The sequence below is a fragment of the Terriglobia bacterium genome, assembly GCA_020073185.1.
In the GTDB taxonomy this organism is placed as follows: Bacteria; Acidobacteriota; Terriglobia; order Terriglobales; family Acidobacteriaceae; genus JAIQGF01.
Window position 1 is genome coordinate 18,085 of the sequence record JAIQFT010000014.1, and the last position, 23,135, is coordinate 41,219.

At 60.2% G+C, this 23,135-nt stretch carries 18 protein-coding genes; 2 read left to right on the top strand and 16 right to left on the bottom strand.

The window, feature by feature from the left end; all coding sequences use genetic code 11:
- Positions 1-298 precede the first annotated feature (298 nt).
- On the top strand, positions 299-1,852 hold the full coding sequence (locus LAN64_07065; protein MBZ5567597.1) for a DUF362 domain-containing protein: 1,554 nt from the start codon (positions 299-301) through the stop codon (positions 1,850-1,852).
- Here the strand turns inward: LAN64_07065 and LAN64_07070 are convergent.
- The 16 genes from LAN64_07070 to LAN64_07145 form a co-directional block, all read right to left on the bottom strand.
- The gene (locus LAN64_07070; protein ID MBZ5567598.1) at positions 1,815-3,260 is read right to left on the bottom strand and encodes a phenylacetate--CoA ligase family protein; all 1,446 of its coding nucleotides are present in this window, start codon (positions 3,258-3,260) and stop codon (positions 1,815-1,817) included. The two genes, LAN64_07065 and LAN64_07070, sit on opposite strands and share 38 nt — an antisense overlap.
- The gene (locus LAN64_07075) at positions 3,257-4,630 is read right to left on the bottom strand and encodes a glycosyltransferase family 4 protein (GenBank protein ID MBZ5567599.1); all 1,374 of its coding nucleotides are present in this window, start codon (positions 4,628-4,630) and stop codon (positions 3,257-3,259) included. Before LAN64_07075 ends, LAN64_07070 begins: the two co-directional genes overlap by 4 nt.
- Positions 4,627-5,916, bottom strand: coding sequence for a hypothetical protein (locus tag LAN64_07080; protein ID MBZ5567600.1), 1,290 nt, complete (start codon positions 5,914-5,916; stop codon positions 4,627-4,629). The genes LAN64_07075 and LAN64_07080 overlap by 4 nt, the downstream gene beginning before the upstream one ends.
- Positions 5,897-7,564 carry an oligosaccharide flippase family protein gene (locus tag LAN64_07085; GenBank protein ID MBZ5567601.1) on the bottom strand — a complete coding sequence of 556 codons (1,668 nt, stop codon included), beginning with the start codon at positions 7,562-7,564 and terminating at the stop codon, positions 5,897-5,899. Before LAN64_07085 ends, LAN64_07080 begins: the two co-directional genes overlap by 20 nt.
- 49 nt (positions 7,565-7,613) lie before the next feature.
- The gene (locus tag LAN64_07090) at positions 7,614-8,528 is read right to left on the bottom strand and encodes a sulfotransferase (protein ID MBZ5567602.1); all 915 of its coding nucleotides are present in this window, start codon (positions 8,526-8,528) and stop codon (positions 7,614-7,616) included.
- Positions 8,529-8,623: 95 nt separating this feature from the next.
- Positions 8,624-10,126 (bottom strand): O-antigen ligase family protein, encoded by a 1,503-nt coding sequence (locus LAN64_07095; protein MBZ5567603.1) that lies wholly within the window; start codon positions 10,124-10,126, stop codon positions 8,624-8,626.
- A gap of 3 nt (positions 10,127-10,129) precedes the next feature.
- Positions 10,130-10,975: a WecB/TagA/CpsF family glycosyltransferase gene (locus tag LAN64_07100; GenBank protein MBZ5567604.1), complete on the bottom strand. Its 846-nt coding sequence runs from the start codon at positions 10,973-10,975 to the stop codon at positions 10,130-10,132.
- Between the two features lie 15 nt (positions 10,976-10,990).
- Complete coding sequence (locus LAN64_07105) at positions 10,991-12,178, bottom strand: hypothetical protein (GenBank protein ID MBZ5567605.1); 1,188 nt, start codon at positions 12,176-12,178, stop codon at positions 10,991-10,993.
- A 28-nt stretch (positions 12,179-12,206) separates the two neighbouring features.
- Entirely contained in the window at positions 12,207-13,622 is a 1,416-nt protein-coding gene (locus LAN64_07110; protein MBZ5567606.1) for a sugar transferase, read from the bottom strand.
- 44 nt (positions 13,623-13,666) lie between these two features.
- Positions 13,667-14,626, bottom strand: a complete 960-nt coding sequence (locus tag LAN64_07115; GenBank protein MBZ5567607.1) for a CpsD/CapB family tyrosine-protein kinase — start codon at positions 14,624-14,626, stop codon at positions 13,667-13,669.
- A complete protein-coding gene (locus tag LAN64_07120) occupies positions 14,623-15,567 on the bottom strand; it encodes an AAA family ATPase (protein MBZ5567608.1) in 945 nt (314 codons plus the stop codon). The genes LAN64_07115 and LAN64_07120 overlap by 4 nt, the downstream gene beginning before the upstream one ends.
- A 6-nt stretch (positions 15,568-15,573) precedes the next feature.
- A complete protein-coding gene (locus LAN64_07125) occupies positions 15,574-17,103 on the bottom strand; it encodes a lipopolysaccharide biosynthesis protein (protein MBZ5567609.1) in 1,530 nt (509 codons plus the stop codon).
- A gap of 8 nt (positions 17,104-17,111) precedes the next feature.
- Complete coding sequence (locus tag LAN64_07130; protein MBZ5567610.1) at positions 17,112-18,524, bottom strand: hypothetical protein; 1,413 nt, start codon at positions 18,522-18,524, stop codon at positions 17,112-17,114.
- A gap of 12 nt (positions 18,525-18,536) precedes the next feature.
- On the bottom strand, positions 18,537-19,151 hold the full coding sequence (locus LAN64_07135; protein MBZ5567611.1) for a polysaccharide biosynthesis/export family protein: 615 nt from the start codon (positions 19,149-19,151) through the stop codon (positions 18,537-18,539).
- The gene (locus LAN64_07140) at positions 19,148-20,125 is read right to left on the bottom strand and encodes a sigma 54-interacting transcriptional regulator (GenBank protein ID MBZ5567612.1); all 978 of its coding nucleotides are present in this window, start codon (positions 20,123-20,125) and stop codon (positions 19,148-19,150) included. Before LAN64_07140 ends, LAN64_07135 begins: the two co-directional genes overlap by 4 nt.
- Positions 20,126-20,250: 125 nt before the next feature.
- Positions 20,251-20,541, bottom strand: a complete 291-nt coding sequence (locus tag LAN64_07145) for a hypothetical protein (GenBank protein ID MBZ5567613.1) — start codon at positions 20,539-20,541, stop codon at positions 20,251-20,253.
- A 289-nt stretch (positions 20,542-20,830) separates the two neighbouring features.
- On the opposite strand from LAN64_07145, the gene LAN64_07150 reads away from it, so the two are divergent.
- A complete protein-coding gene (locus tag LAN64_07150) occupies positions 20,831-23,113 on the top strand; it encodes a tetratricopeptide repeat protein (protein MBZ5567614.1) in 2,283 nt (760 codons plus the stop codon).
- Positions 23,114-23,135: the final 22 nt, after the last annotated feature.

A 23,135-nucleotide genomic window follows, 5' to 3' on the forward strand; every position in this document is an offset into this window, starting at 1 on the left:
CGGGACGTGTCTGGCGATGTCGTCCAGTCTCATGCCCATGCCTACCAGGAACATCGCGACGCCATCAGGTTAGCCTTTTAGCCTTGAGCAGGAACCCGTGCGAAGAACCCACTACCCTTATTGTGGATCGCAAGAACAACTATGCGCGGCCAATACCAATCCGGTTCTCGCGCTGACTAAAAGTACCACAATTCGGGACAGATGTCCGAAATTGGAACCAACGGCAGGATTGCGCCGTCCGCCCTTTGCGTGTATTGTTACAGAGAATCCGCTTCACAATGCGGAGTTTCGCGCCTAAATGGGAGATCCCACGGCTGAGAGTGCAGCAAAGGCCAGGCTTGACCGGCATGTTAGCGTCAGCTTCGCCTCCCAGGCATCCTACCCCTCGACACCGCCGTTTCATCCGGCTCACCCCTACCCCGAGTACCCCTTTGCCGGGCAGCTCGGCTCGGAGCCGAACTCCGCCTACGACGCCGCGCGGGAAAGCCTTCACCTGCTCGGTCTCGATCGGGAGAACTATGGAACACCGGCCTGGAATCCGCTGGGCGAGATTGTGCGCCCCGGCGACTGCGTCCTGTTGAAGCCGAATTTCGTCAAAGAGTCGCGCACCGACGTGCTCAGCGAATGGATTCAGGTGATCACGCACGGCTCGGTCATTCGTGCCGTCGCCGATTATGTTTACATTGCGCTGCGGGGGCACGGGCGCATCATCGTTGCCGACGGCCCCCAGACCGATTCCGATTTTGACGCGATTCGCGAGCTGACCGGGCTGCGCGTGCTGCAGGATTTTTACCGCCAGTCCGCCGGCTTCCAGTTGGAGGTTTACGACCTGCGCAACGAACACTGGATCGAGCGCGACGGCGTCTATGTCGACCGCGAGCGCTTGGCGGGCGATCCCGCAGGCACGGTGGCGGCTGATCTTGGCGCCCGCACGCATCTGAGCGACATCGGCTCCAATAAGTATTACGGCGCCTTCTATGATATTGAGGAGACCAATCGCCATCATTCCAACGGACATCATGAGTACGCGTTTTGCCGGACGCCGCTGCTGGCTGATGTGGTGATCCATCTCCCCAAGCTCAAGACGCATAAGAAGTGTGGCGTCACCATCAATCTCAAAGGCCTAGTCGGTTTGAATGGCAACAAGAACTGGCTCCCGCATTACATTTTTGGAACGCCCAAAAACAAGGGGGACCAGTTCGCTGACCCATCCGTGGTGCATGCCATTGAAAACGCCCTCGTCCGCTGGGCCAAAAAACTGTTGCTGGGCGACTCATGGGTGGCGCGGGTAGTGGCCCGCAAGCTGAAATCACATGCCTACGGCGTTTTCGGCAAGACCAGTAATACCGTGCGGAGCGGAAACTGGTATGGCAACGACACGGTCTGGCGGATGGCACTTGACCTGGCTGCCGTCCTAACCTTTGCCGACGCAGACGGACGCTTGCACGATTCCCCCCAAAGGCGTTTCTTTTCCGTCGTGGACGGGATCATTGCCGGCGAAGGCAACGGGCCGATGGAAGCGGACGCCCTTCCCACCGGCATCATCGTCTCCGGCAGTTCGCCCGTCTCGGTGGACGCGGTCTGCGCGCGCCTCATGGGCTTCGACTACCGCAAGCTGCCGATCATCGCCAACGCCTTCCGGCCCACACCCTGGCCCTTTGTGCAACACCGCTACGACGAAATACGGGTCTTCAGCAACCGCAGCGACGTGGATACGGCTCTGCTCTCCGATCCGACGCGGAGGATATTCCAGTTCAGACCTCATTTCGGATGGGTAGGCCGGATTGAACTCCCAACTGAAGCTGCGAGCAGCACTACCCCTGCGAAGACTCTGGCGTCAGTTCAGGATTGAATTGATCGGCACCAGGAGTCCTCTGGTCAACGTAGATCGCCTTCCCGTTTTTTGACAGCGCGATCGATTCCACCAGCTCGACACTGAAGTCGACGCGGCCGGCCAGTTTCCGTCGCAGGCTATTTGCGATGCGCGCCCGGTCGTCTTCGCCGAAACCAGCGCTCGGCACCACCCTCAGCATAGCCGTGCCCGGCGAATCCTGGCGGAATTGAAACTGAACGACCTTGTCGAAGGTGTCGTCATGCAAGTTGAGGGCGACCCAGGAAACCAAGGTTCCATCGGAGGCCAAAAGCGATTCCTGCACCCTGTGGCCGCGTATTTCGGTGATCAACATGTGTTCGCGGCCGCACGCCTTACACTTGTCTCCCACGTAGGTGGCGTAGTCTCCCGTCCGATAGCGGATGAAGGGCGTAACCGAGTTGATGAAGCCTGTGCCCACGATCTCGCCCCGTCCCCCCGGCGTGGTGACCGGGCGGCCCGCCTCATCCAACAGTTCCAGGTAACCGTAAGTCGGCCAGACGTGGTAGACGGTGGATTTCTCGCATTCGGCGGCCGCCACCAGTTTTTCCGTGTGCCCGTAGCTGGAAAAGTAGCGGCACCCAAAAGTATCTTCGACTAATTGGCGCTGGTCCGGGTACACGTTTTCCGACTCGGCAAGGATCCCCCGGATGTTGCCAGGAGGCGTCATGCCCGAGCGCTGGACGAACCTGGCCAGCGTCGTGATCGAAGACGGATACACGTGCAAAAAGCAAGGTCCAAGGCCGCTCACGTGCTCCAGGTAGGCGCGCATGTTCTCTTGGGTCATGTGAAAGTTGCTGTAAGAATGCTGGCGCAACAGCGGATCGTAATCGTGGCGTAAACCGCTTCGGTCAGGGGGAACCACACGCCCGCGAAAAACAGCTCGCTCCGCTGTTAGCCGGAAGCCGGCGCGCCCCCAGCCAGAAACGAGATATGCGTACTCGATGGCCGAACGTCCCGACCCAATGTAAAAATGCAGCGGCATTCCGCTGGTGCCCCCGGTGCTGGTGTAATCCACTTGGGGAGAGGAGGGCGGCAGGGTACACATCTCTTGCAGATGCTCGTGAATCGTGCTGCGATCGATGGTCGGCAAGCGCTGCATGTCTTCCAGGCTGCAGCCGCGCGGGTCGAAGCCGGCGTCGTGAAATACTTTTCGGTAATAGGGCGCCGTACCGGCGATCATGAAGATACGCTGCAGTTGCTCGAGTTGATAGGCGCGGGATTTTTCCGCCGGCCACCACTGTGCTTCTTCCACGAATCGCAAGTTGCGGCGGAATCTCCCGCCCAACAGGTACTCGGGGGGGACCATACCCAGCACCAACCCCACACTACCCTTCAGCCACCCAGGGCTGTGCTCCCATAGATTTTTGCGAGACAAAGCCAGCTTCATTCCACACCTTGATGACGCGGGGCACAACGCGCTGCCGCCGCACCGCGCTCCCCCAATAAGGACTCATCCTGCTCGGCGGACACCTGTGATTCAGGAAACGTCAGGATCCAGTTCCACCGCTGCACCATCCTGGCGGTTTCGTGCGCCACGGCTGAGTGCCGCGCCGCCTGCGAGAAGCGTCGCAGCCGTTCGGGATTGGCAAGTAATTCCACAATGCGCGCCGCAAATGCTTCCCCACTGCGTTCCCTGACCAAGAATCCGTTGACACCTTCCTCGACCAGATCGGCCAGGTCGCCTACGTGGGAAACCACCGCCGGCAAGCCATACATCATCGCTTCCATCAGAGCCAGGGACAGTCCCTCCGAATCGGAGGTGAGCACGAACAGCTTGGCAGTGTTGAGCCAGTTTGAAATGTTTGTCTGGTGGCCAACAAAGCGGACGTTTTGGCCCAGCTCGAGCTCGCCCGCGAGTTCTTCCAGTCTCGCCCGCATGACGCCGTCCCCCACAATCGTGGCGGTGATGGAAGGTAAGGCGCGGCGAGCGGCGTGAACAGCCTCGAGCAACAGGTCGAGCCGCTTAATGGGCGACAGCCGGCCGACAAACACAATGTCGGTGGCACGATTGTCCCCGCCAGCGGACGGCAGCGGCGGCTCAATGCCGCCGGAGACCACGTGTATCGCGCTGCGCACACCGAGCTGCCGAAAGTATTGTTGGGCAGATGTGCCCATGGTGATTACCAGGTCGCAGTCTGCCACGGCGCGGTGGAGGCGCCGCTCGATGATCGCATCGGGTACTTCCAGCTTCTCAAACAGCCGGTTTTCGCAGCCAAAGCCCCCGCCTAGAACCTCCAGCGGGCCCCCGACGCAGAAATACGCCGATCTGCTTCCGATCAAGCGCGCCACCATGGCCGCCGCCATGGCGTTGAACTGGAGGTGAAAACCGCCTACGACATCGGGTTGGGATCGCAGCCCGACCCAGAAGAATGTCGCCAGCCGCGCCGGCACCGAGCCTACGATCCGTACCAACCACGCAGGCGGGTAGATGGCTTCCACCTTGTCCACCGCAGGCACCGGGTTGGTGGCGACGAAGCGCACACGCGCACAGCGGTCCGACATCGCCAAAGGCCGCACGTGCGCCAGGATCCAATTGTCCGAAGAGAAGGTACCGGTCAGCAGCACCTCCAACGGATTCCCGTCAAGAGGGCGCTGGTTCCGGCCGACCCGGCCAGCGATCCACAGCAAAGCCGCATAGACTGCCAGCAGGACACGTATGCCCCGGTGCGTCAGCCAGCGCTTAACGCGCACGATGAAGGCCGGCACCGGCACCGTGTTTCGCCCGGCTTGAGCCGCCGCAGATTGAAACGTACTCATAAGCTTGGGAACGCAAGTTTTTTCCAGGGCAGCGAAATGCTTGGCCGCCCCGTGTCGTCGACATCGTTATGAATGTGATCTACCTCGCCGCCGTTCACTGTGAGGCGCGTTCGCACACCAGCGGGTACGTACACGGTGAGCCCGTCCAGATCCGAGCGCCGTACGCCCGGCTCGCTTCCAAGGCTCGCGGCAGCTAAATCAACCGACAGCACTCCGTCCCGCATGATGCCAGTAACCGCGATGGATCGCATTGCCCGGCAGTACCCTAAAAGCCGCCGTGTAGTCGTGACCAACACGTCACCTTGATTCGCGTATTCTGCCAAGAGTCTTAATGCGCTCTGGCTTTGCGGACCCAGCGGTTGCTGCCGGTTGGTAATTTTCCCGAGATGAGTGTAGAGAACGCATACCCCTTGGCGTTCCAGCAGGGTCCGCAGCATGCGATGGGTAAGCACCTCGGGCAGGCCGGCACCGGTTTCACCACGGCTGACGCCACCCCAATGAGGGTTGCAGCGCATGAATTCATGGACGTTGTGCCCGCTGCGCAACTCTATTTCCCGCAGCAGGTGATTCCGACCATGCATGGCGTATTTTGTGTCGCGCTCCGCGACAACGCCCTTCACCCATTCTTTCGCAGCGGTCTTAACGGAGGCGAAGGGATGGCGGACGTGGAAAATGCCGCTGAGACTACGCGGCGCATCCTGGCCAATTACGCTGGTCACGCGCCCTCGCCAGACGTACTGAATGCCCGAATCACAACTGAGGTCGGCATGGTAGGCAGCGGCGCCCGGAACGTCCCCGGAACCTTGCATAATGTCGCCGCCGAAATTGGTCGGGGCGATAGCATGATCAATCCAGACCTCCAGGCGGCAATGGTTCCGTCCCAGTTCATCCCGTGCGCGGGCGGCATGGGACCGGCTGTGGGCGAAATCGCCGTAGGAATGCAGGCAGTCGATGTGCCCGGACTGGATCAATGCGCGCACCATTGCCCGGCCGGAATCGTCCGTATTCCAGTAGGAAAACTGGTCCGCCGGCATGTCGAAGTAAATAGTGTTACCCACTTCAAGACCTACGCCGGGGCCCATCGAAGTGTTCTCGGTCGTGTTCAAGAAACGCGAAGTTTCGAAATACACCTGGCGGTCGGGCGTTTCATCCAGGTCGCTGCAGATGGCCAGCAGAGCGCGATAGGGATAGGGGAAACGCCGCAATGGCACACCGTGGACCCGGCCCCGCGATACTTCCGCGTCCGCCCCGGCGCCCCCCAAAACTTCAACGTGCCTCGTTGCCATGAACCGAGTTCCTTGCGCCGGCAGCAGCCGTCGCCTTGACTTGCTCTGGTACGGACCGCGAGCCTGTGCCACGGTGCAAGAATCCCACTATCGCCGTCAGGTGTTCTGTAATCAGTGCCCGCAGGCGCTCGGGCAGCATGTAGACCCAAAACAGGGGGGCAAGAACGACGGTGCCGACCGCACAGCCAGAGATGATGGCGAGCCACGGCCGATGCCCGAGCAACACCCGGCTTGCCACCAGGCAGGCAGCGAAGGGGATGCCACAGGCGATCGGGGCGACAAATACCCGCCGCACGTACTTCAGGATGGGAACGTTGAGCTTGCGGCAAGCAAACACTGGGATCACCACCCCGTTGGCGATGGTCAGAGGAACCACAATCATGACCGCCGCCACCGTAAGGCTCCATCCCACGAACATCAACACGCCTGCGCCCATTCCGAAAATTGCTATCGCTGCAATTAGGCTGATGACACTGATACGGCCGTGCATGTTCAAGCCGGTGAGGATATTCAGAACCGACTGCTGGGACAACTGCAGAAAAGCTCCCGCCGCCATGATGGTCAGGATGATCCCGTACTCGTATCGCGGTCCCATCCAGATGCGCAGGATCATGTCACTGTAGATGGAGAGAATCAGCACGATGGGGACGGCAAGGAAAGTGGCAAACCGCGAAGTTTCGCTCAGGAAGCGCCGAAGTTCGGCTGTCTGCCCGCTGCCCTGCAGCGAACCTGCCATGGGCGTCAGCACAAAGGCAAACTTGTTCAGGAAGGTCTGGGCATTTCGCACCAGGTTACTCGGGCGAGAGTAGACGGCCAGGGCAGCCGGCCCCAGATGGCTGGCAACCATAATACTTGTGGCCTGGCCGAGAATGAGCGGAGCTAGCCCGCTGACCAGCGTCTTGCTCCCGAATACGATCATCTTGCCGGCTTCTTTGCGGCTCACCTCGGCGATCGAGAGCGACAGTTCCTGGCACACTCGAAGCGCCACGATCACACGAATCACCTCACCCACTGCCGTGCCGGCAAGGTAGACCGCCGCCATACTGCGCAGCCCCCCGCCCCAGTGCAAAGCCAGGATCATTGCGCCCGCGGTGGCGGCATAGGCGCCGGAATTGATGGCGTTGTGCAGGTCCCAGCGGTGACATCCGGTCATCACCCCGCGAAACGTATCGAACACCGTCTGCACGGCCAGGGTCGCGCCCAGCAGGACCACCACCCAGCTTGCCTCGCTGGTATGCGAGTTCAACCTCCCGGAAAACAGCCATGGCAGGGACCAGGCCGCGAGGAATGAAAGGACCATCACCAGAACGGCAACGATGGCTTGCACCATCAGCACCGAACAGACCATGCGCCGCAGCCGGTCAGGCTGGTTGGCAGCGCGGTACATGGCCACGTGGCGGTTGACCGAGGATCCGATCCCGAGACTAGCAAGACCGAAATAGTTGACCAGCGACCAGCCGAAATCCCAAATCCCAAGCGAGACTTGGCCGACGTGGCGGTCGATGATGCGCGGCATAATGAAGCCAGCCACCACGAACACCATGTGGCCCATCCAACTTGCGACCACATTCCAGGTCATCCTGCTGCGGCCGGTGACATCGTAGGGGCGATTCTCCTCGATGCCAGTTTCTGTATTCGTCGCTACCATATGTCCGCTTTTGCTTTCGCTGCTGTCAGCCAATGCGTTTGCTATTGTCTCAGTTGTAGCCGAGGCTGCGGTTCATCTTGCCCGCAACTCTGTCGAACACCGCGAGGTCGTCGGCGCTCAACGACGATTTCCATCTTTCGTCCAATCGGACCTCGCGAACCGAATCCAGCCGCATCCCGTTGCCGATCACGTGTTGTTCCAGCAAGCGGAAGGAGTCCAGCGCCTTTACCGGGGCCACGCCGACAAATCGAAATAACTTCTCCAGCACCGGCTCCGGTTCTCTACATAGGTCCTCGTAGCGTACTTGGGTCCAGTCCGAGGCGCGAACTCCTTGCAAAACTGCTTCCGCTTCCTGGTTGCTGCGCCGCCACTCGAAGGCGGCTTCCGCCATGCTGAGTCGCTCGGATTCCCGATTGCCGCCCGCCCCGCCACCTCGCAAGCGCGGATCCGCAGCATCAGCAAAACGAGCTGGATCGGTATAGGTCAGCGCAACCCCTCGCCCGTCGCGTACGAGTCGTATGGCCCGCACCTCGAGCTGCGGATTGCGCAGCAGGTACTTGAGTCGGAGGGCAACCTTCGAGGAGTCTACGATCACCCGCTTACCGCTGCGCACTTCCAGACAGTCGACCAAGGCGGCAATCCTGGCTTGGACCCCCGGACAGCCGGCGCGCCATGTCGGGGAAAGCGCCAGTGCGCCATCACGCACGAATTCCAGGAGGGCTCCGCGGTGCAGCGGGCGTAGCAGGCGCCGCACATAGGGGGTCGCCCCGGAGCGGAAATCCGTTCCGGCACGCGTAATGTCAAAACTAAAACCCCGGCGCAGCATTTCCTCGGTCACACCCGCCCAAAAAGGGCATTCGCGGATGGGCGCAAGGCAGGAACAGCGGTAGGTGTCGAGATCATGCAGACCGCTCAGGGTGAGTTCGCCAACCGTGCAAATCTCAGGGTGGCTTCCCAGAAGCATGGACAGTAGGGTCGATCCTGAATGGCTGGCAGCCAGAATGTATACCAGTCGCGATTTGTTGGGACCGCTACTGCCGCCGTTCTGTCCTGTACCGGTCACGACGCAACTCCCTGCGCGACATCCCGGCTGGGCACCTCAGGCCAAAGCGGGGGCTCAGTCACCGGCGCCGGCGCCACGGCAGGCCACCACGGCTTCGCCGCCAACTGCTCGCTGCTCTCGTGCGCGACTTGGCGCTGCGCTCGCTGCACGTAAACACGCAACATCAGCCCAATCGCACACCACATCCCCACCGCTCCCTCGCGAGGGTAGAATGTCTGGCTGCCGACCGACGCAAACAGCAAGGCCAGCACCAGGGCGCAGGTCACGCCGCCAATGGCGACATAGGTGGGATCCCGCGAGTCGCGGAAGAGCGAGAAGGCGTACTTCAGAATCAGCACATAGAAAGGAATAACCATGAAAAAGCCCATGAGACCATTGTCGAGTAGCAGCTCCAAGTATGCATTATGGGGGTGGGGAAAGAGCTCTCGGAACTGTTGGTACAAGTACAAGTAAAGTCCTGTCTTTATCATTGCCAGCCGACCGTACCCCACCACCGGGGATTCGCCAATCTTATCGATCACGAAGGGCCATGCCACGTTTCGTCCTGCGGTGATGGTATAGGCATCGCCTCCTGCCACTGTCTCGTCCAGCGCCGCTGCCCTGGTGTTCGTGTCGACGGTATCTGGCGAGAAGCCCTGTTCAAGCCGTTCGGCCGCCCCCGGAAACAGCAAGAGGATGGCGAGCACGGCTACCGGCGCCACGATCAGATATTTCCGCCAACGCGCCAGGCACAAGACGAGCCCAACTGCCGCCCAAGTGACGTAGCCGGTGCGACCGGCGGTCAAGGACTGCCCGAACAGCACGATCAAGCTTGCAAGCGCTATCAGGAACACCCGACCGCGACGACTTGCCAGGGGTCGCGTGGCGAAAATGGCCCATGAGGCGCCGGCCAGCATCATGGAAAGATTGACTCGATGAAAGCCAACTTCGTGCGACAGGAACTTCAAACTGAGGGCCGCCAACTCCTCGCCGCTGGCGGCAGCACTAAAAGGCATCCACCTGATCACCTGAATGGCCAGCAGAAAGTAAATCCCCAAGCACGCCAAAAGCCCCATCCGAAAGCGCGCCTCAGTGCGACAACCGTGAAAGAGCAGTAATCCGGGCAGGACAAATTTGATATTGTTGATCAGGTACTCGCTGATCGCATACGCCGTCGTCTCCTTAGCAAGGTTCGCATCCAAAGCGCCCCCCGCGAGCATCAAGCGGACAAAACTGCTGACAATCACGGCCAGGTACGTCAGCAGGAAAAAGGTAACAATACGCGGCATGTCCCAGCGCAGATGCTCGCGCCCAGCGGCTGCCACCCAGGCAAGGACGACGACCAGCAACACGAGATTCCAGGGGTTCAGTCCCTGGATGCCGAACAGCGTCGTCGGCATGTCTGGATGTTGAATCACCGACACCAGCAGGATCAGTCCACACAGCGATTTGTACCAGTCCTTCCACGCGTAGATGACCAAGAACAGGCAGTACAGGGTAAGCAGCGCAATTCGGACCATGGATCAGCTCCGATGGCTCGGCATCCCAGACTGCGGTGTCGGGCGGAACAGTTCGCGCAGCACCATCAGGCAGAAAAGAGTGTTGGTGACCAGGTACCTGCGGAACAGGCGGCGGGGCTCCTGGACGAGCCGGTACAGCCATTCTAAGCCCACCCGCTGCCAACCCGCCGGCGCGCGCTCGACTTTGCCGGCGAAGACGTCAAACGAGCCGCCCACACCGTGGCAGACGGACACATGCATCCGTTCGCCCCATCGGGCCATAAATTTTTCCTTCTTGGGGGAGGTTATCGCCACGAACAGAACATCCGCCCCGGCTGCCTCAATCTCTGCCGCAATTGCGGCTTCTTCTCCTTCGCAAAAGTATCCATTGTGCGCGCCCACGATCTTCACTCCGGGAAATTCGGCCGCAATGCGCGCAGTGACTGCATCCAGAACCTCCTGCGTGGCGCCGAGGCAGTACACGCGATACCCTCGTTCATTGCCTGCGCGCAGAATTTCCTCGAACAGATCGATACCCGTCACGCGCTCCGGCAGCGGTTGGCCGAGCAGACGACAGGCCCAGACCACGGATATGCCGTCCGCCAAAATCAGGTCGGAGGAGAGCACGTCCTGACACAGCAGCGGGTTGCGCCGCATATTTACAACTTTGGCGGCGTTGACAACGCCGATCAGCAACCGTCCGCGTCGGGCAACGACTTCATCGATGCAATCCAGCACCTGGCGCATGGTCATAGCCGCGATGGGGATCCCACAAAAACTGCGCCGCGCCGGCTTCGCAATATCAAGCAGCAGCCCTTTCGCCTGCTCCGGCGCTGTTCCCGGCAGCACTTCCCGTACTTCCGTTACCATATCTGTCATCCTTGCTCAGTGATCGGCGCGCGTACTGCTCCACTGCCCGCGCCAGGCATACAACAGCCACCCGAGGTGATACGGTCGATCTTCGTGGTCCACGGCAGTCGCCGGGAATGCCAAATCCGTTCCCGGCACTCGCAGAGACGAGTGCAACCGGCTAGCAATTGCCTGCAGTCCACGAGAAAGCTTTCCTGGCTCGCGGCGCGCCACCTTGCGCCAAACCAAATCCGCCTGCTCGTCGATTAGGGATCCGCCAGCCAACTCGGGAGAATGCTCCAGCCACTCCAGCCCCTTCTCCAATTCCCTGCTGAAGTCCGCGCCCCCGGCCTCGCGCAACGCCCGCAGCGCCATGGGACCCATGGCGTCCTGATGGATGGCATAGACGGGATAACCTTCAACGACCGCACCTGTCCGCGTGTCGTAATGCCACCACCACTGCCCGGAGTCACCCTGCACACGACAGATCTGGAGGGCGCATTGGTTCGCCGCCAGCAATGCGGCCTGATCCCCGCTGATTCGGAAATAATGCGACAGGGCGTGAATGGGATAGACCTGGTCGGCGAAACAAGCGACGTGCGAACGCAGACCCTTTCGACTTTGCTCAACCACGTGGGGGAAAATGCCAGTCCGAGAGTTGAACGATGAGAGTAGGTTGCGCGCAATCTCCTGTCGCAGGTTTGCGGGCCCGGCTTCCACGTTCATACAAAGCGCTGCCAAGGCCCAGGCCACTTCGACGGTAAAATGCCCGGGCTCGGCGGGTCGCAGCTCCACGAGCTTGTTCCACGCCCACGCACAATCGGCCTGCCCGATCGCGTGCATAGCCCAGGCAATCACGGCAACGTCGCCCAAGTTCCGCGAACGCGCCGTCTCCTGCTGGAGACGCTGGCGAACGTCATGCAGGCTAGGCTCGCCAAAAATGCTGGCGCGGACAGTGTCGTCCTCGTCCGCCAGCCCGATCAGCGTCATCGCCGTGTAGCGGGGGCTAAGGCCTTCGCGCAGGATGGCGCCGTCCTGGAGGCGCAACCGGAATAGGAACAGCTTTTCGTCCGGCGCGTACATGCGCTTCAGGGAACGCAGGGCGATCGGCCGCAGCCTGGTAATCAGCCGCGGCGCATAGTCCCAGGTTCGCTTCGTTAGACTCCCGACCGCCGCCCTGCCAACCCGATCTGTCGAATTCGTGCTTGTGCCTACGTTGCTCACTTCCACCTTCCAGTTGCTCGATCCCGCCCTAGACCGCTCCAGTCCCCTTGAGCACCGCCGGGATGGTCTTCAACAAGATCTTGAAATCAAGTCCAAGAGACCAGTTCTCGATGTAGTAAAGATCCAGCTCCAACCATTTCGAAAACGGAAGCTGGCTACGTCCGGAGACTTGCCAGATGCAGGTCAGCCCAGGCTTCACGCTGAAGCGCTTGCGTTGAATGCCACGGTCAAACAGGTCCACGTCGCGCAGCGACATGGGGCGGGGCCCGACGAAACTCATCTCCCCTCTTACAATGTTGAAAATCTGCGGCACCTCATCCAGGCTGGTCTTGCGCAGGAATCGCCCCACGCGGGTGACCCGCGGGTCATTGCTGATCTTGAAGATGGGGCCTTGGGCCTCGTTCAGATGCTCGAGTTGCTCCTGCATACGGTCGGCGCCTTCCATCATGGTGCGGAACTTGTACATGCGGAAGCGCCGCTTGTTTTGTCCGATGCGTTCCTGCACAAAGAACACCGGGCCGCGGGAGTCCAGCTGGATGGCAATGGCGATCAGGGCCAGCAGCGGCCAGGCGAAGAACAGCACCACGATGCCCATGGCCAAGTCCAGCAAGCGCTTGACGAAGACCTTCGCTTGCTCTTGGGCCACCGGTTCCAGGGTGAGCAGCGGGACGCCGCTGAGTTCGACCAACGAGACCCGGGCAACATGGACGTCGAACACGTCCGCCATCAGGCGCAGCTTGACGCCTTCCTCTTCGCACGCGCGCGCGATGGCATCCACGTCGGGAATCATGGCTCTGGGCACGGCCAAGATCACTTCGTCGACGACGTGATTCTTCAATATGGTGCTGATATCTTGTACCGTGCCCAGGACCGAGCACTCTCCCACGCTCGTGCCCACCCGCCGGGAATCCGGATCGAGGTGGCCGATAATGTGCAACCCCCATTCCGCTTTCTCTCGCAGCAGCCCAGCCAGGCGAATCGCGCGGCTGCCGGTGCCGATGATCAGAATCCTTAGAAAGTACTTATCCCCGCGGCGCAGCGAGGTGCGGAAATAATAGACCGCTCCCGCGCGCACCGCCCACAGCAGAACGAGGTCGAGAACGGCAAACATCAGTGCGGCGGCCCGGCTGACGTACTGGATCTGCAGCATGAACAACAAGGCCAGCAGCACCGCTACCGTCGCGGACACCGACTTGAACACTACCCACATGTACCGCAACAACGAAGTTCCGCGCGGGCTACGATAGGCTCCGAAGAACCCCGAGAAAAACATCCACAGGAACACCAGCATCGGGACGGGCGCGGCATGCGAGATAAAATCGGGGTGGCTGTCCGCCACGGAGCCTGCCTGCCACCACACCGCCGCTACATAAGCCGCGATGGAGGTGATGATATCCAACAGCGACATGACCGTTCGTAATTGTCTTGACCTCTCGTCAAGCATGGGTTGCGCTCCACCTCTCCTGCATTTACCGAGTCACTTTGCGTTCACTTCCCACTACGGCTCTTGGTCCCGTTTTCCTTTGCTGCCTTGCTTTTCTTACCTTCCGCCGGGGGTTTGCTCGCATCTCGGTACGCGCCGTAGTAGTACGAGCTGTACGTTGCCCTAGCCTCCACACCGTTCAGAACCACACCCAGCAGGGGCCGGCCCTTAAATTCATCGAGCGCCTTTCGGGCCATCTCGTACGGCGTACTGGCCGCCTTCACCACCAGCACCACTCCGTCACAGACCTCGGACATCAGCGAGGCATCCGACACCGGCACGACGGGCGGAGAATCTATGATCATCCAGTCAAATACCGGCTCCAAGCGTTGGATCAGCGCTTTCAGACGGCCATTGTTTAGAAATTCTGCCGGGTTTTCCGCCGCTGTCCCGGCGGGAATAAAGAACAGGTCCTCCAGAGGCGAGTGCTGAACAATGGAGGCTTCGTCAACGCTCCCGCGCAGGTATTCCAGCAATCCTGGCGCTGGCGATGTGCCGAGAAAGCGGTGCAGACTGGAACGACGCAGGTCGCCATCAATCAGCAGCACGCGGCGGCCGCGCTGGCGGGCCATCATCTGCGCCAGGTTGGATGCTACGAAGCTCTTGCCCTCTCCCGATACCGCGCTACCGATCAATAGCGTTTTCAGAGACTGCTTCTCCCGGATGCGATACAGCCGCGAACGCAGGCTGCGGAACTCTTCCGCACCCGGAGCCGAGTGCACGTCCGGATCGAGAAACAGCGCCCGTTCCGGATCAGGGTTCCACGCCGGCCGCGCGCTATGCGCCGACAACAGCGACAGCGTCAACGGCGCGATGTCCAACTCTTGACTCGCGGGAGTGGAAGGAGCTGTGACTTTGACAGCGCTGACGGGCGGCGTTTCCTGGGGCTGTGCTACGCCCAGCGTGCTCTGCTGTCCCGCCCGCTCCTCCTCGGCCTTCTTTAAAGCTTCATGAATCCGGCTCATCTTTTTTCTTCCCCTGGCACGGTTTTCTCGTGCTGCAGCTTCTCGCCAACTCGCGACAAAACTCGTAGCGCTTCGACCAACGTCATGTTTTCCCCGGCGAGGGCGGCCTGGGCGGCTGCGGTCGGGGCAGTTTCGTGCAACTCAAACTCGCGCGCTACGGTCTCCACGGTTTTCGCTAGAATCGGTTTCTCCTGATCCACAAACGCGCTGATCAGCGCGTTCTCGCAGACCAGGTTGGTCACGCGCGGGATGCCCAGCGAGTACTTGAAGACGGTATCCACCGCTTCCCGGCTGAAGATCGGCACGCCGTTGGCGCCCGCGATTCGCAGCCGCTGGATGATGTACTGTCCGGTCTCTTCCTGGGTCAGCGGTTGGGTGCGGCAGCGCAACGAAATACGCTGCCACAGTTGCCGCATTTCGGGCTTCTTGAGCTTTTGTTCCAATTCGGGTTGGCCGGCCAGCACGATCTGCAGCAGCTTTTCCGTGGAAGTCTCCAAGTTGGTGAGCAGCCGGATTTCTTCCAGCACGTCAGGCGTCAGGTTCTGCGCTTCATCCACGATCAGCACCGCGGTCTCGCCCGCGCAATAACGCCCCAGCAGCCATCGGTTCAGGCGCATCAAAAGCTGGCTCTTGTCTTTCGACTCCCCCGGAACGGCAAAATCGGCCACCATGTAATCGAGAAACTCCGAGATGTTCAGCCGCGGGTTGAAGATGAAGGCGGTGGCGACGCGCTGCATCCGGAGCCATTCCAAGAACCGGTTCAGCAGCGTGGTCTTGCCGGTCCCAACTTCGCCGGTCAGCATCACGAAGCCCTTGCGGTTCTGGACCGCGTAGGTCAGGCAGGCCAGCGCCTCCTTGATGTGCCGCGTCAAGAAGAGAAATCTCGGGTCCGGATTCACGTTGAAGGGGTTCGCCTTCAATCCGAAAAAGCTCTTGTACATACTGCGCTACGCCCTCGCTTGCTGACCTTCTGCTTGCTGTCGCCGCAGCTTTCGCCACATTCCTTGTCCGCCGGCACCACCGTTAGCCGCCTCACTGCTTGCGCCCACCATCGGCATCAGCGCCAATACCGGCAACCTCAGATAGAACTCGACATCTTTCTCCGTGCGCAAGAAATTGGCGCGGAGCTCAAGAAGCAGCGCCATTCCAATGCCTAACAACAACCCGATGCCCAGCCCGCCACCGGCAAAGGCGGGTCGGTTGGGATACGTCGGCCGTTCTGGCACGTTCGGCGGATCCATGATGCGGAATTGCTCACCCTGTTGCTGTTTTTCCAAGTTGGTGGCCATTTCCGCTTGCGTTCTCTTGCCGAGCAGCTCGTTGTAGAACTGCGAGGCATTGTCGTAATCGCGATTCACTGCCTTGTATTGCTCTTCCACCGTGGGGCTTGACTGGAGCTTTCCCTGGATTCTGGCGATCTCTCGCTGCAGCCGATCCTGCTCCGCAGTCCTCATCCGGATGCTTTCTTCGGTCAAACGCAGCGCCACCCGCAACTGCGCAATGTCCCCCGGCTCGTTGGCGCGCGGCTTAACTTCTTTGGGGGCGGCCGGGCGCGGATTTTCCAGTTGCCGCTTCAGCGCTGCCACCTGGCTTTTGGCGCGGATGACGTCCGGGTGATCGTCGGTGTAACGCCCCTGCAGCGACGCCAGTTGCGCCTGCGCGATTTCGATCTGCCTCTGCAGATCATCAGGATTGCTGACGGGGTTCTGCCCTAACTGCCAATTGGAGATGTTCTGTGCCAGCACCGACTCCTGCAGCGCCTTCTGCTGATGGGCCGCCGACACCGACTGGTTGACCGCATTGAGTTGCTGGGTCAGGGTGTTCAGCATCTGGATGTTGCGCGGTTCATCGCTGGGCAACTGGCCCATGTATTTCCGTTTGAAGTTGGCCATCCTGGCATCGTTTTCGTCGAGCCTGCGCTTGGCCCCTTCCAACTGACTGGTCAGAAAATCGGTTGTGCCCTGGGCCCGCGTCTCGCGCAGCTTGAGGTTTTCCTCCATAAACATCGACAGGATTTCCGCACACACCTGCTGCGCCAGGCGGGGGTTTTCCGTGGTGAACGAGATGGAAAAGCCCGGCATCCCTCCATGGGCCCCGGCGTCGCCGCGAATCGGGCTGACGTTCACCGCCTTCCGCAACTCATCCACTAATTCCTCGGCCGGAACCTTGCCGGCGCGCTCATGGAACAGACCGAAGCGCTCGATCAGCGGTTGCAGGCGAGTGCGGCTCAGGATCTGCTCCTGCATGGTGACTAGCCGCATGTTCAGCTGTTCGGTGATCACCGGCGTCACAAACTTGTCCGGCACCTTCTGCTGCTCCACCAACACCAGGGCTTGTGACGTGTAGCGGGGTTTGAGTTTCAACGTGATCAGGTACCCGATGACGGGCGAGATCAGCGTCGGGATCAGAATCCACCAGATGCGCCGGCGCACGATGGCAACGATTTCGTCGAAGTTGAGTGCCTGGTCTCCGAGCATATTTCCCTCTAGAAAATCCCGATTGGCCGAGACGTCCAGTTAAACCCGATACTGAAAACGTGCTGCTGAAACGCGATGCCGCAGCCCTGCGCGGTGCACGCGGCGCTACCCTTTTGGTGCTGCAGGTTGTAATTGAAATACATTCCCAGGTAGCGACCGAAGCGGCGGTTCACGCCTACTCCCGCGTATTCCGTTTCGAAGCTTTGCTGAGTGCCCAGGCCGGTGTTGTGGGCGTATCCGCCGGTCACGAGCACGTTCCAAGCCGATGCGATCCGGCGCCCTGCCCGAAATGTGACACTGTTGGTTTGCGCCCCGGGCAGTACTCCCGATCCCGCGGATACCGAACGCATCCAGTCTGTGTTGAGCGACGTTTTCCCGATGGCATACGCCAATCCGGCGTGGCTGCTCCAGGTGATGTCATGTTGGCTGGTGAGCGGGTCGTCGATGTTGTAAAACTGAGCGCCGACATCCGCGGTGAACCTTAGTTGCCCTACCAGGGTGCGTCCGTACATCATGCTAACGGTATGGCTGTCGATAGCGCGGTCCAAGGCGCTGAAATCCATCCGGGTGTAGCCGTAGGCCCATGCCATCGTCGTCCGAGGGCTGACCAGGTAGTTGTAGCCGAAGTTGGCGTTGTACTGGCGCGTGTCCAGCAGATCCTCATTGATCGGGTGCAGCAACCCATAGGAACCCGTCAAGGTCACCGAATTACGGAAGTTCAGCCGGTACTCCAGTTCGCCGACCGTGGTGTCATCGATGCGCGCCGAAGGCGCGGTCAAAATACTCTGGTTGGGAATGTAGGAAGAATTGAGGGTAGCGACGCCCGCGCTGGCAGCGCCCTGCGGCAGGCTGCCAAACCCGCTGATGCCGCCGCCTAAGTTCATGCCGAGCAACCCTTCCATACCAGCGCTGCCGAAGTCCGTCGCCGGTGTATAGCCGAACTGATTGCTCAGTAGGAAGGACACCCGCCGGCCCACGAATTTCTCCGACACCAGAACGCGGTGGGTCTGGAAAACCTCATCGCGCTGGCTGTTGTAGCTGGCGGCACCTTGATAAAATAACTGGCCGCGCCGCCAGTACTCACTCATTTGAACGTTGCCCGCGACATTTGCTCCGCCGTTGTATGCGTTCTGACTACCGGCGACGTAATTGCTGTTGGAGTTCACGGTCTCACTGGCCGCGAAGCCGAACACCACGTTGCTGTGCTCACTGGCGGGGACGCCCAGTCCGCCCGCCTGTGCACCGCTCAGCGGCCGATTGTCCGGCACCAGGGCGACGCCGGCGTCGGCGTCGGGCGGGGCAGTCTGATCCTGCGTTGCCGGTGAAGGCATAGGCGGATTCTGGGGGGCGTCTTGTTGCCCCCAAACGGTCGCCACAACAACCACCGACAGCAAAATTACAATTGCAACTCTCGCCTTCATCGAGTCCTCCCGCTACGGCACCACGATGGTATCGCCGGGTTGCAGAAGAAAATTCTGCTCCGGATGGTTGCCCTTAATTACTTCCTTGTAATTGAAGGGAAGCCTCACCTGTTTGCCGTTTTCCTTCCGCAGCACATAAATCTTCTTGGCGTCGGCGAATTGCGCCAGTCCACCCGCAGTCGAAAGCGCCTGCAAGACAGTCATGTTTGCCTGCAGAGGCAACGCGCCCGCACGGCCCACCTGGCCCATCAGGTAAATGCGCCGGCTATTGATGGTCGTGACGATGACTGTGACCCGCGGCGCGTCAAGATACTTCTTCAACTGGTCCGTTATCGCCGCCGATAGTTGCACTGGGGTGAGACCGGCCGCCTGCACATCATGCAACAAGGCCAGCGAAATCTTGCCGTCGGGACGCACCGGAAACGCGCCGGAAAATTCCGGCTCTTTCCAGACATTCACCTGCAGCACATCTTCTGCCCCAATGATGTATCCGGACACATTGGACGCAGCGTTGGTCATTTCCGGGGCAGCAGCCGCGGTGCCGGACTGCGACCGCTGCGCGAATGCCGCTACGGCAAGTAATAGACAGAGCAACATCAGAGAGGCAATTCGAACTGGGTTCCTCATAAGCTCTTTCCTTCCTGGGGCGCAAGATCGTCATCCAATCCAATCTGCTTAAGTTTGTAGAGCAAGGCCTTGTAACTAATCTGTAATTCCTGCGCGGCGCGCTTGCGGTTCCAGCGCGTACGCGAGAGCACACTCAGGATGAGTTCGCGCTCGGCCAGCCGCGATGCCAGGCGCGAGGCCTGCTTCAGCGACACGCGCTCGCCAGCACCGCTGTTGCGCTGCGATTCCATGGCGTGCGAGCGAAGACCGGCAATGGCCAGGCTCTCGTCTGCGAGAGCGGCTACCATCTTCACCGTCTCTTCCAATTCACGTACATTGCCCGGCCACGAATGCTCGAGAAAGAAACGCTGCATCTGGGCACTCAGAGCCGGCTCGGGTCGCTGTAACAGCGCCGCGTACTTGCGGAGGAAGTAATCGCCGAGGCCGCGAATATCTTCCCGGCGGTGGCGCAGCGGCGGAATGCGCAGGCATACGCCGCTAATCCGGTAATAAAGGTCCTCGCGGAAGCGTCCTGCTTCGATCTCTTGCTCGAGGTTCTTGTGGGTGGAGGCAATCACGCGCGCATGTCTGCCGGCCTGCTCGCCGGTGTCGAACAGCGCTTTGTAGAGCTTGGCCTGGCAGCTGGAGCCGACGTCGGAGATTTCGCTCAGGAATAGGGTCCCGGCGCCAAACAGTCCGGCCGCCGTACTCCCGTTCACTTTTCTAACAATGAAATCCGCGGTCAACTCGGCGCAGTTAACCACATTGAAGCTCTCGTCGCGTCGCACTGACTGGCGATGGATCTGTAATGCCAAAGCCCGCTTACCCGTGCCGCTCTCACCAACAATCAACACCGGGGTATCGCTGGCGGCGACATTGGTCGCCACCGACTGCAGCGTCCGCATGGCCGGATTTTGGGAAAGAACATAAAATGGATCGCCGCAGCTAACTTTGCTGTGATCAGGCGACGGAAAACCGGGGAAATTCTCTTCCATTCTTCTGCTCTTCCGTACGACAACGGTTGTGTTTGGTTGGTCCTATCTCAAGCTGGACGCACGAAGCGTGCCATCGAAAGCCCGGGGCGGCAAGTAACTTTAGTACTCATTGAAAACAAGTCGGTTCAGAGTGACACCCTGCCTCGCGCGAGTCGTGGAAGACGGCAGTCCTTGCCGACATAGAGGAAAATGTTTTCCCTTTTTTCCTCGGCTTTTCGATATGCCCGGATCGGCATAAATGGGCGATAGTCGAAGGTAATGCCCTTGTTTTCAAAGCCCTTTTGAGTTGAGGGATCTAAGGGAAAAACTTTGGGACAGAATGGAAATTGTTTTCCCTCGCCGCCGCCGTTGTCACCTTCTCTCTCCTGTAGTGGGGGCCAAATCTGCAGAATCGGTGTTGCTGGCACTATGGACACGGGCGGCCACAGCTCCAACTTTTTCTTCAGCTTGCGGCCTAGATAGGGCTAACTACACGGCTCAGCCAACAACATGGTTCCATTACCTAGGTAATGTCTCGGTGCTTTGATTCGGCGCAAATGCGTTTGCCTAGATCGTCAGCCTAGGATAATAATGAGGCGCTAATCATCACTCTTCATGTGGTCCGTCGGCTGCCCTGCGCCCTACGGCGTAGATGGGAGGTCAAGCCCGAGTTGGCTTCTTCCCCGGCGATAGGTCCGCTGACTAGGCAAGGGGAAGGGAAAGTTTATGAAGCGGTCTACGGTTGTTCTTCTGCTGCTGGCAACCATAGTTTCGGCAACATTCTTTGCATGCTCGCGCGATCCTAATGTCAGGAAGCAGAAGTACATGGAAAGTGGCAAACGATATGCAGCCAAGCAGAAATATCGCGAAGCCGCTATCCAGTTCTCCAACGCTTTGCAGATGGATCCCGGCTATGCCGACGCCCATTACCAACTCGCCCTGGTCCAAATGAAGCTAGGCGCTTACTCCTCCGCCTTCGCCGAATTGAAGCGCACGGTGGACCTGCAGCCTGACAATGCCAGTGCGCAACTGGATTTAGGCAATCTTCTGCTCGCCACCAGTCGCCCCGACGGGGCGGAAAAACTGGCCCAGGCCGTGCTGGCGAAAAACGCTAACAGTGCCCCTGCCCATGCTTTGCTGGCCAACGCCTACGCCGCACAGAGCAAGTTGGATCTCGCCATCCAGGAGGTCGGTACCGCGCTGCAGTTGGATCCCGGGAATGCCGGCTTTCATAACAATCTGGGGATGTTTCTGGAGCGCACCGGAGATGTCGCGGGTGCTGAAGCGGCCTTCAAGAAGGCCGCCGAACGGGATGCCAAATCCCCCACTCCTTTCTTACTGATGGCAGAATTGTATGCTCACCAGCAGCGTATGCCGGAAGCCGAGCAGGCTCTGCAAAAGGCAGTAGAACTCGATCCGGCGTCTCCGCAGCCCCGCGTCACCTTGGCTCGCTTCTACATCCTGCAAGGCAAGCGAGACCAGGCGGAGCAGGTGCTGGTCGAAGCCAAGAAGGCGATGCCCGACAATAGCGAAGGCTATCGTCTGCTGGGAGACTTCTACCTGACCTCAGGTGATCGGAACAAGGCTGCCGCCGAGTACGCCGAACTGTTGCAACAGCATCCCGACGACCTCAAATTGAAGAAGGTGTACATTGCCACGCTTCTGGACAGCAGCCGCTTCGAGGAAGCAGGCCGGCTGACAGATGAGGTCCTGAAGAAAAATCCGAAGGACCCGGATGCTCTCATCGCTCAGGGTCGAATTCGCTTGGTGCAGAACAAGGCCTTTGATGCGGTACGGTTGCTGGAAACCGCCCTCAAGGAGGACCCGGGCAACGCGACCGCCCATTACTTCCTCGCCTTGGCTTCCGACATGGCCGGCGATACGGCGAGACCAGAAAAGGAACTCCGGGAAGCGGTCCGCTTGCGGCCCGACTTGGTCGAGGCTCAACTGGCTCTCGCCGCCATCGCCCTGCGCAAGCGAGATTGGGACACCGTGTACAGCGTTGGGCAGGCGGTCGTTCAGACCCAGCCCAAGGCGCCGCAAGGATATGTGTTGCGCGGCATGGCCGAAGCTAACCGGAAGCAGATCCCCGCCGGGGAAGCTGACCTCAACCAGGCCATCCAGGTCGCGCCGCAGCATCCCCTGGGCTACATCCGCCTGGGAGAATTGAGGGTAGCGCAGGCCCGCTACAAGGAAGCGGATCAACTCTTCGAACAAGCGCTGGAACGCGATGCCAACGCGGCGGAGGCAATGGAAATGCTGATTGCCAGTAATGCCGCCCAGAAGCAGCTTCCCTCGCGGATCATCCCTCGCATCTCCGCCCAGATCGCCAAGGCGCCCAACAACGCCGCTTACTATGCCATGCTGGGCGCGATCGAGGCGCAAACGCGCGATTTCGCCAATGCCGAGCAACATCTCCGCAAGGCCATCGAACTCGATCGCAACAGCTTCCTGTCCTACACTACTCTCGCCCAGGTGCAGATTGCGCTCGGGTCCGCCGATAAGGCTATTGCCACGTACCAGAATTGGTCACAGCAGAACCCGAAGGACGTCCGTCCGTATGTGCTCATGGGACTGGTTTACGAGTCCAAGAATGACTGGCAGAATGCGCAGCTCATGTACCAGAAAGCGATGGATGTGGCGCCTGACCACCCAGTGGCGGCCAATAACCTGGCCTACTTGCTGCTGCAGCATGGCGGCAACGCCGACGTGGCCTTGTCGTTAGCGCAAACCGCCCGCCGCGGTATGCCCGAGTCGCCCAATACCGCCGACACGCTGGCTTGCGCCTACATCCAGAAAGGCGCCTACGGGTCCGCCATTGACCTCCTACAGGAGGCCCTGAAGAGGGTGCCGAAGAACGCTACCTACGAGTATCACCTGGGCATTGCCTACGGGAAGCAAAAGCAGACCGCGAATGCTCGCCTGCATTTGCAGCGCGCACTTCAGCTCGATCCCAAATTCGCCGAAGCCGACGCCGCTCGCAGGCTCCTCAGTGAAACGAAGAGTTAGCGGAGCCGCGCGACGCAACCCG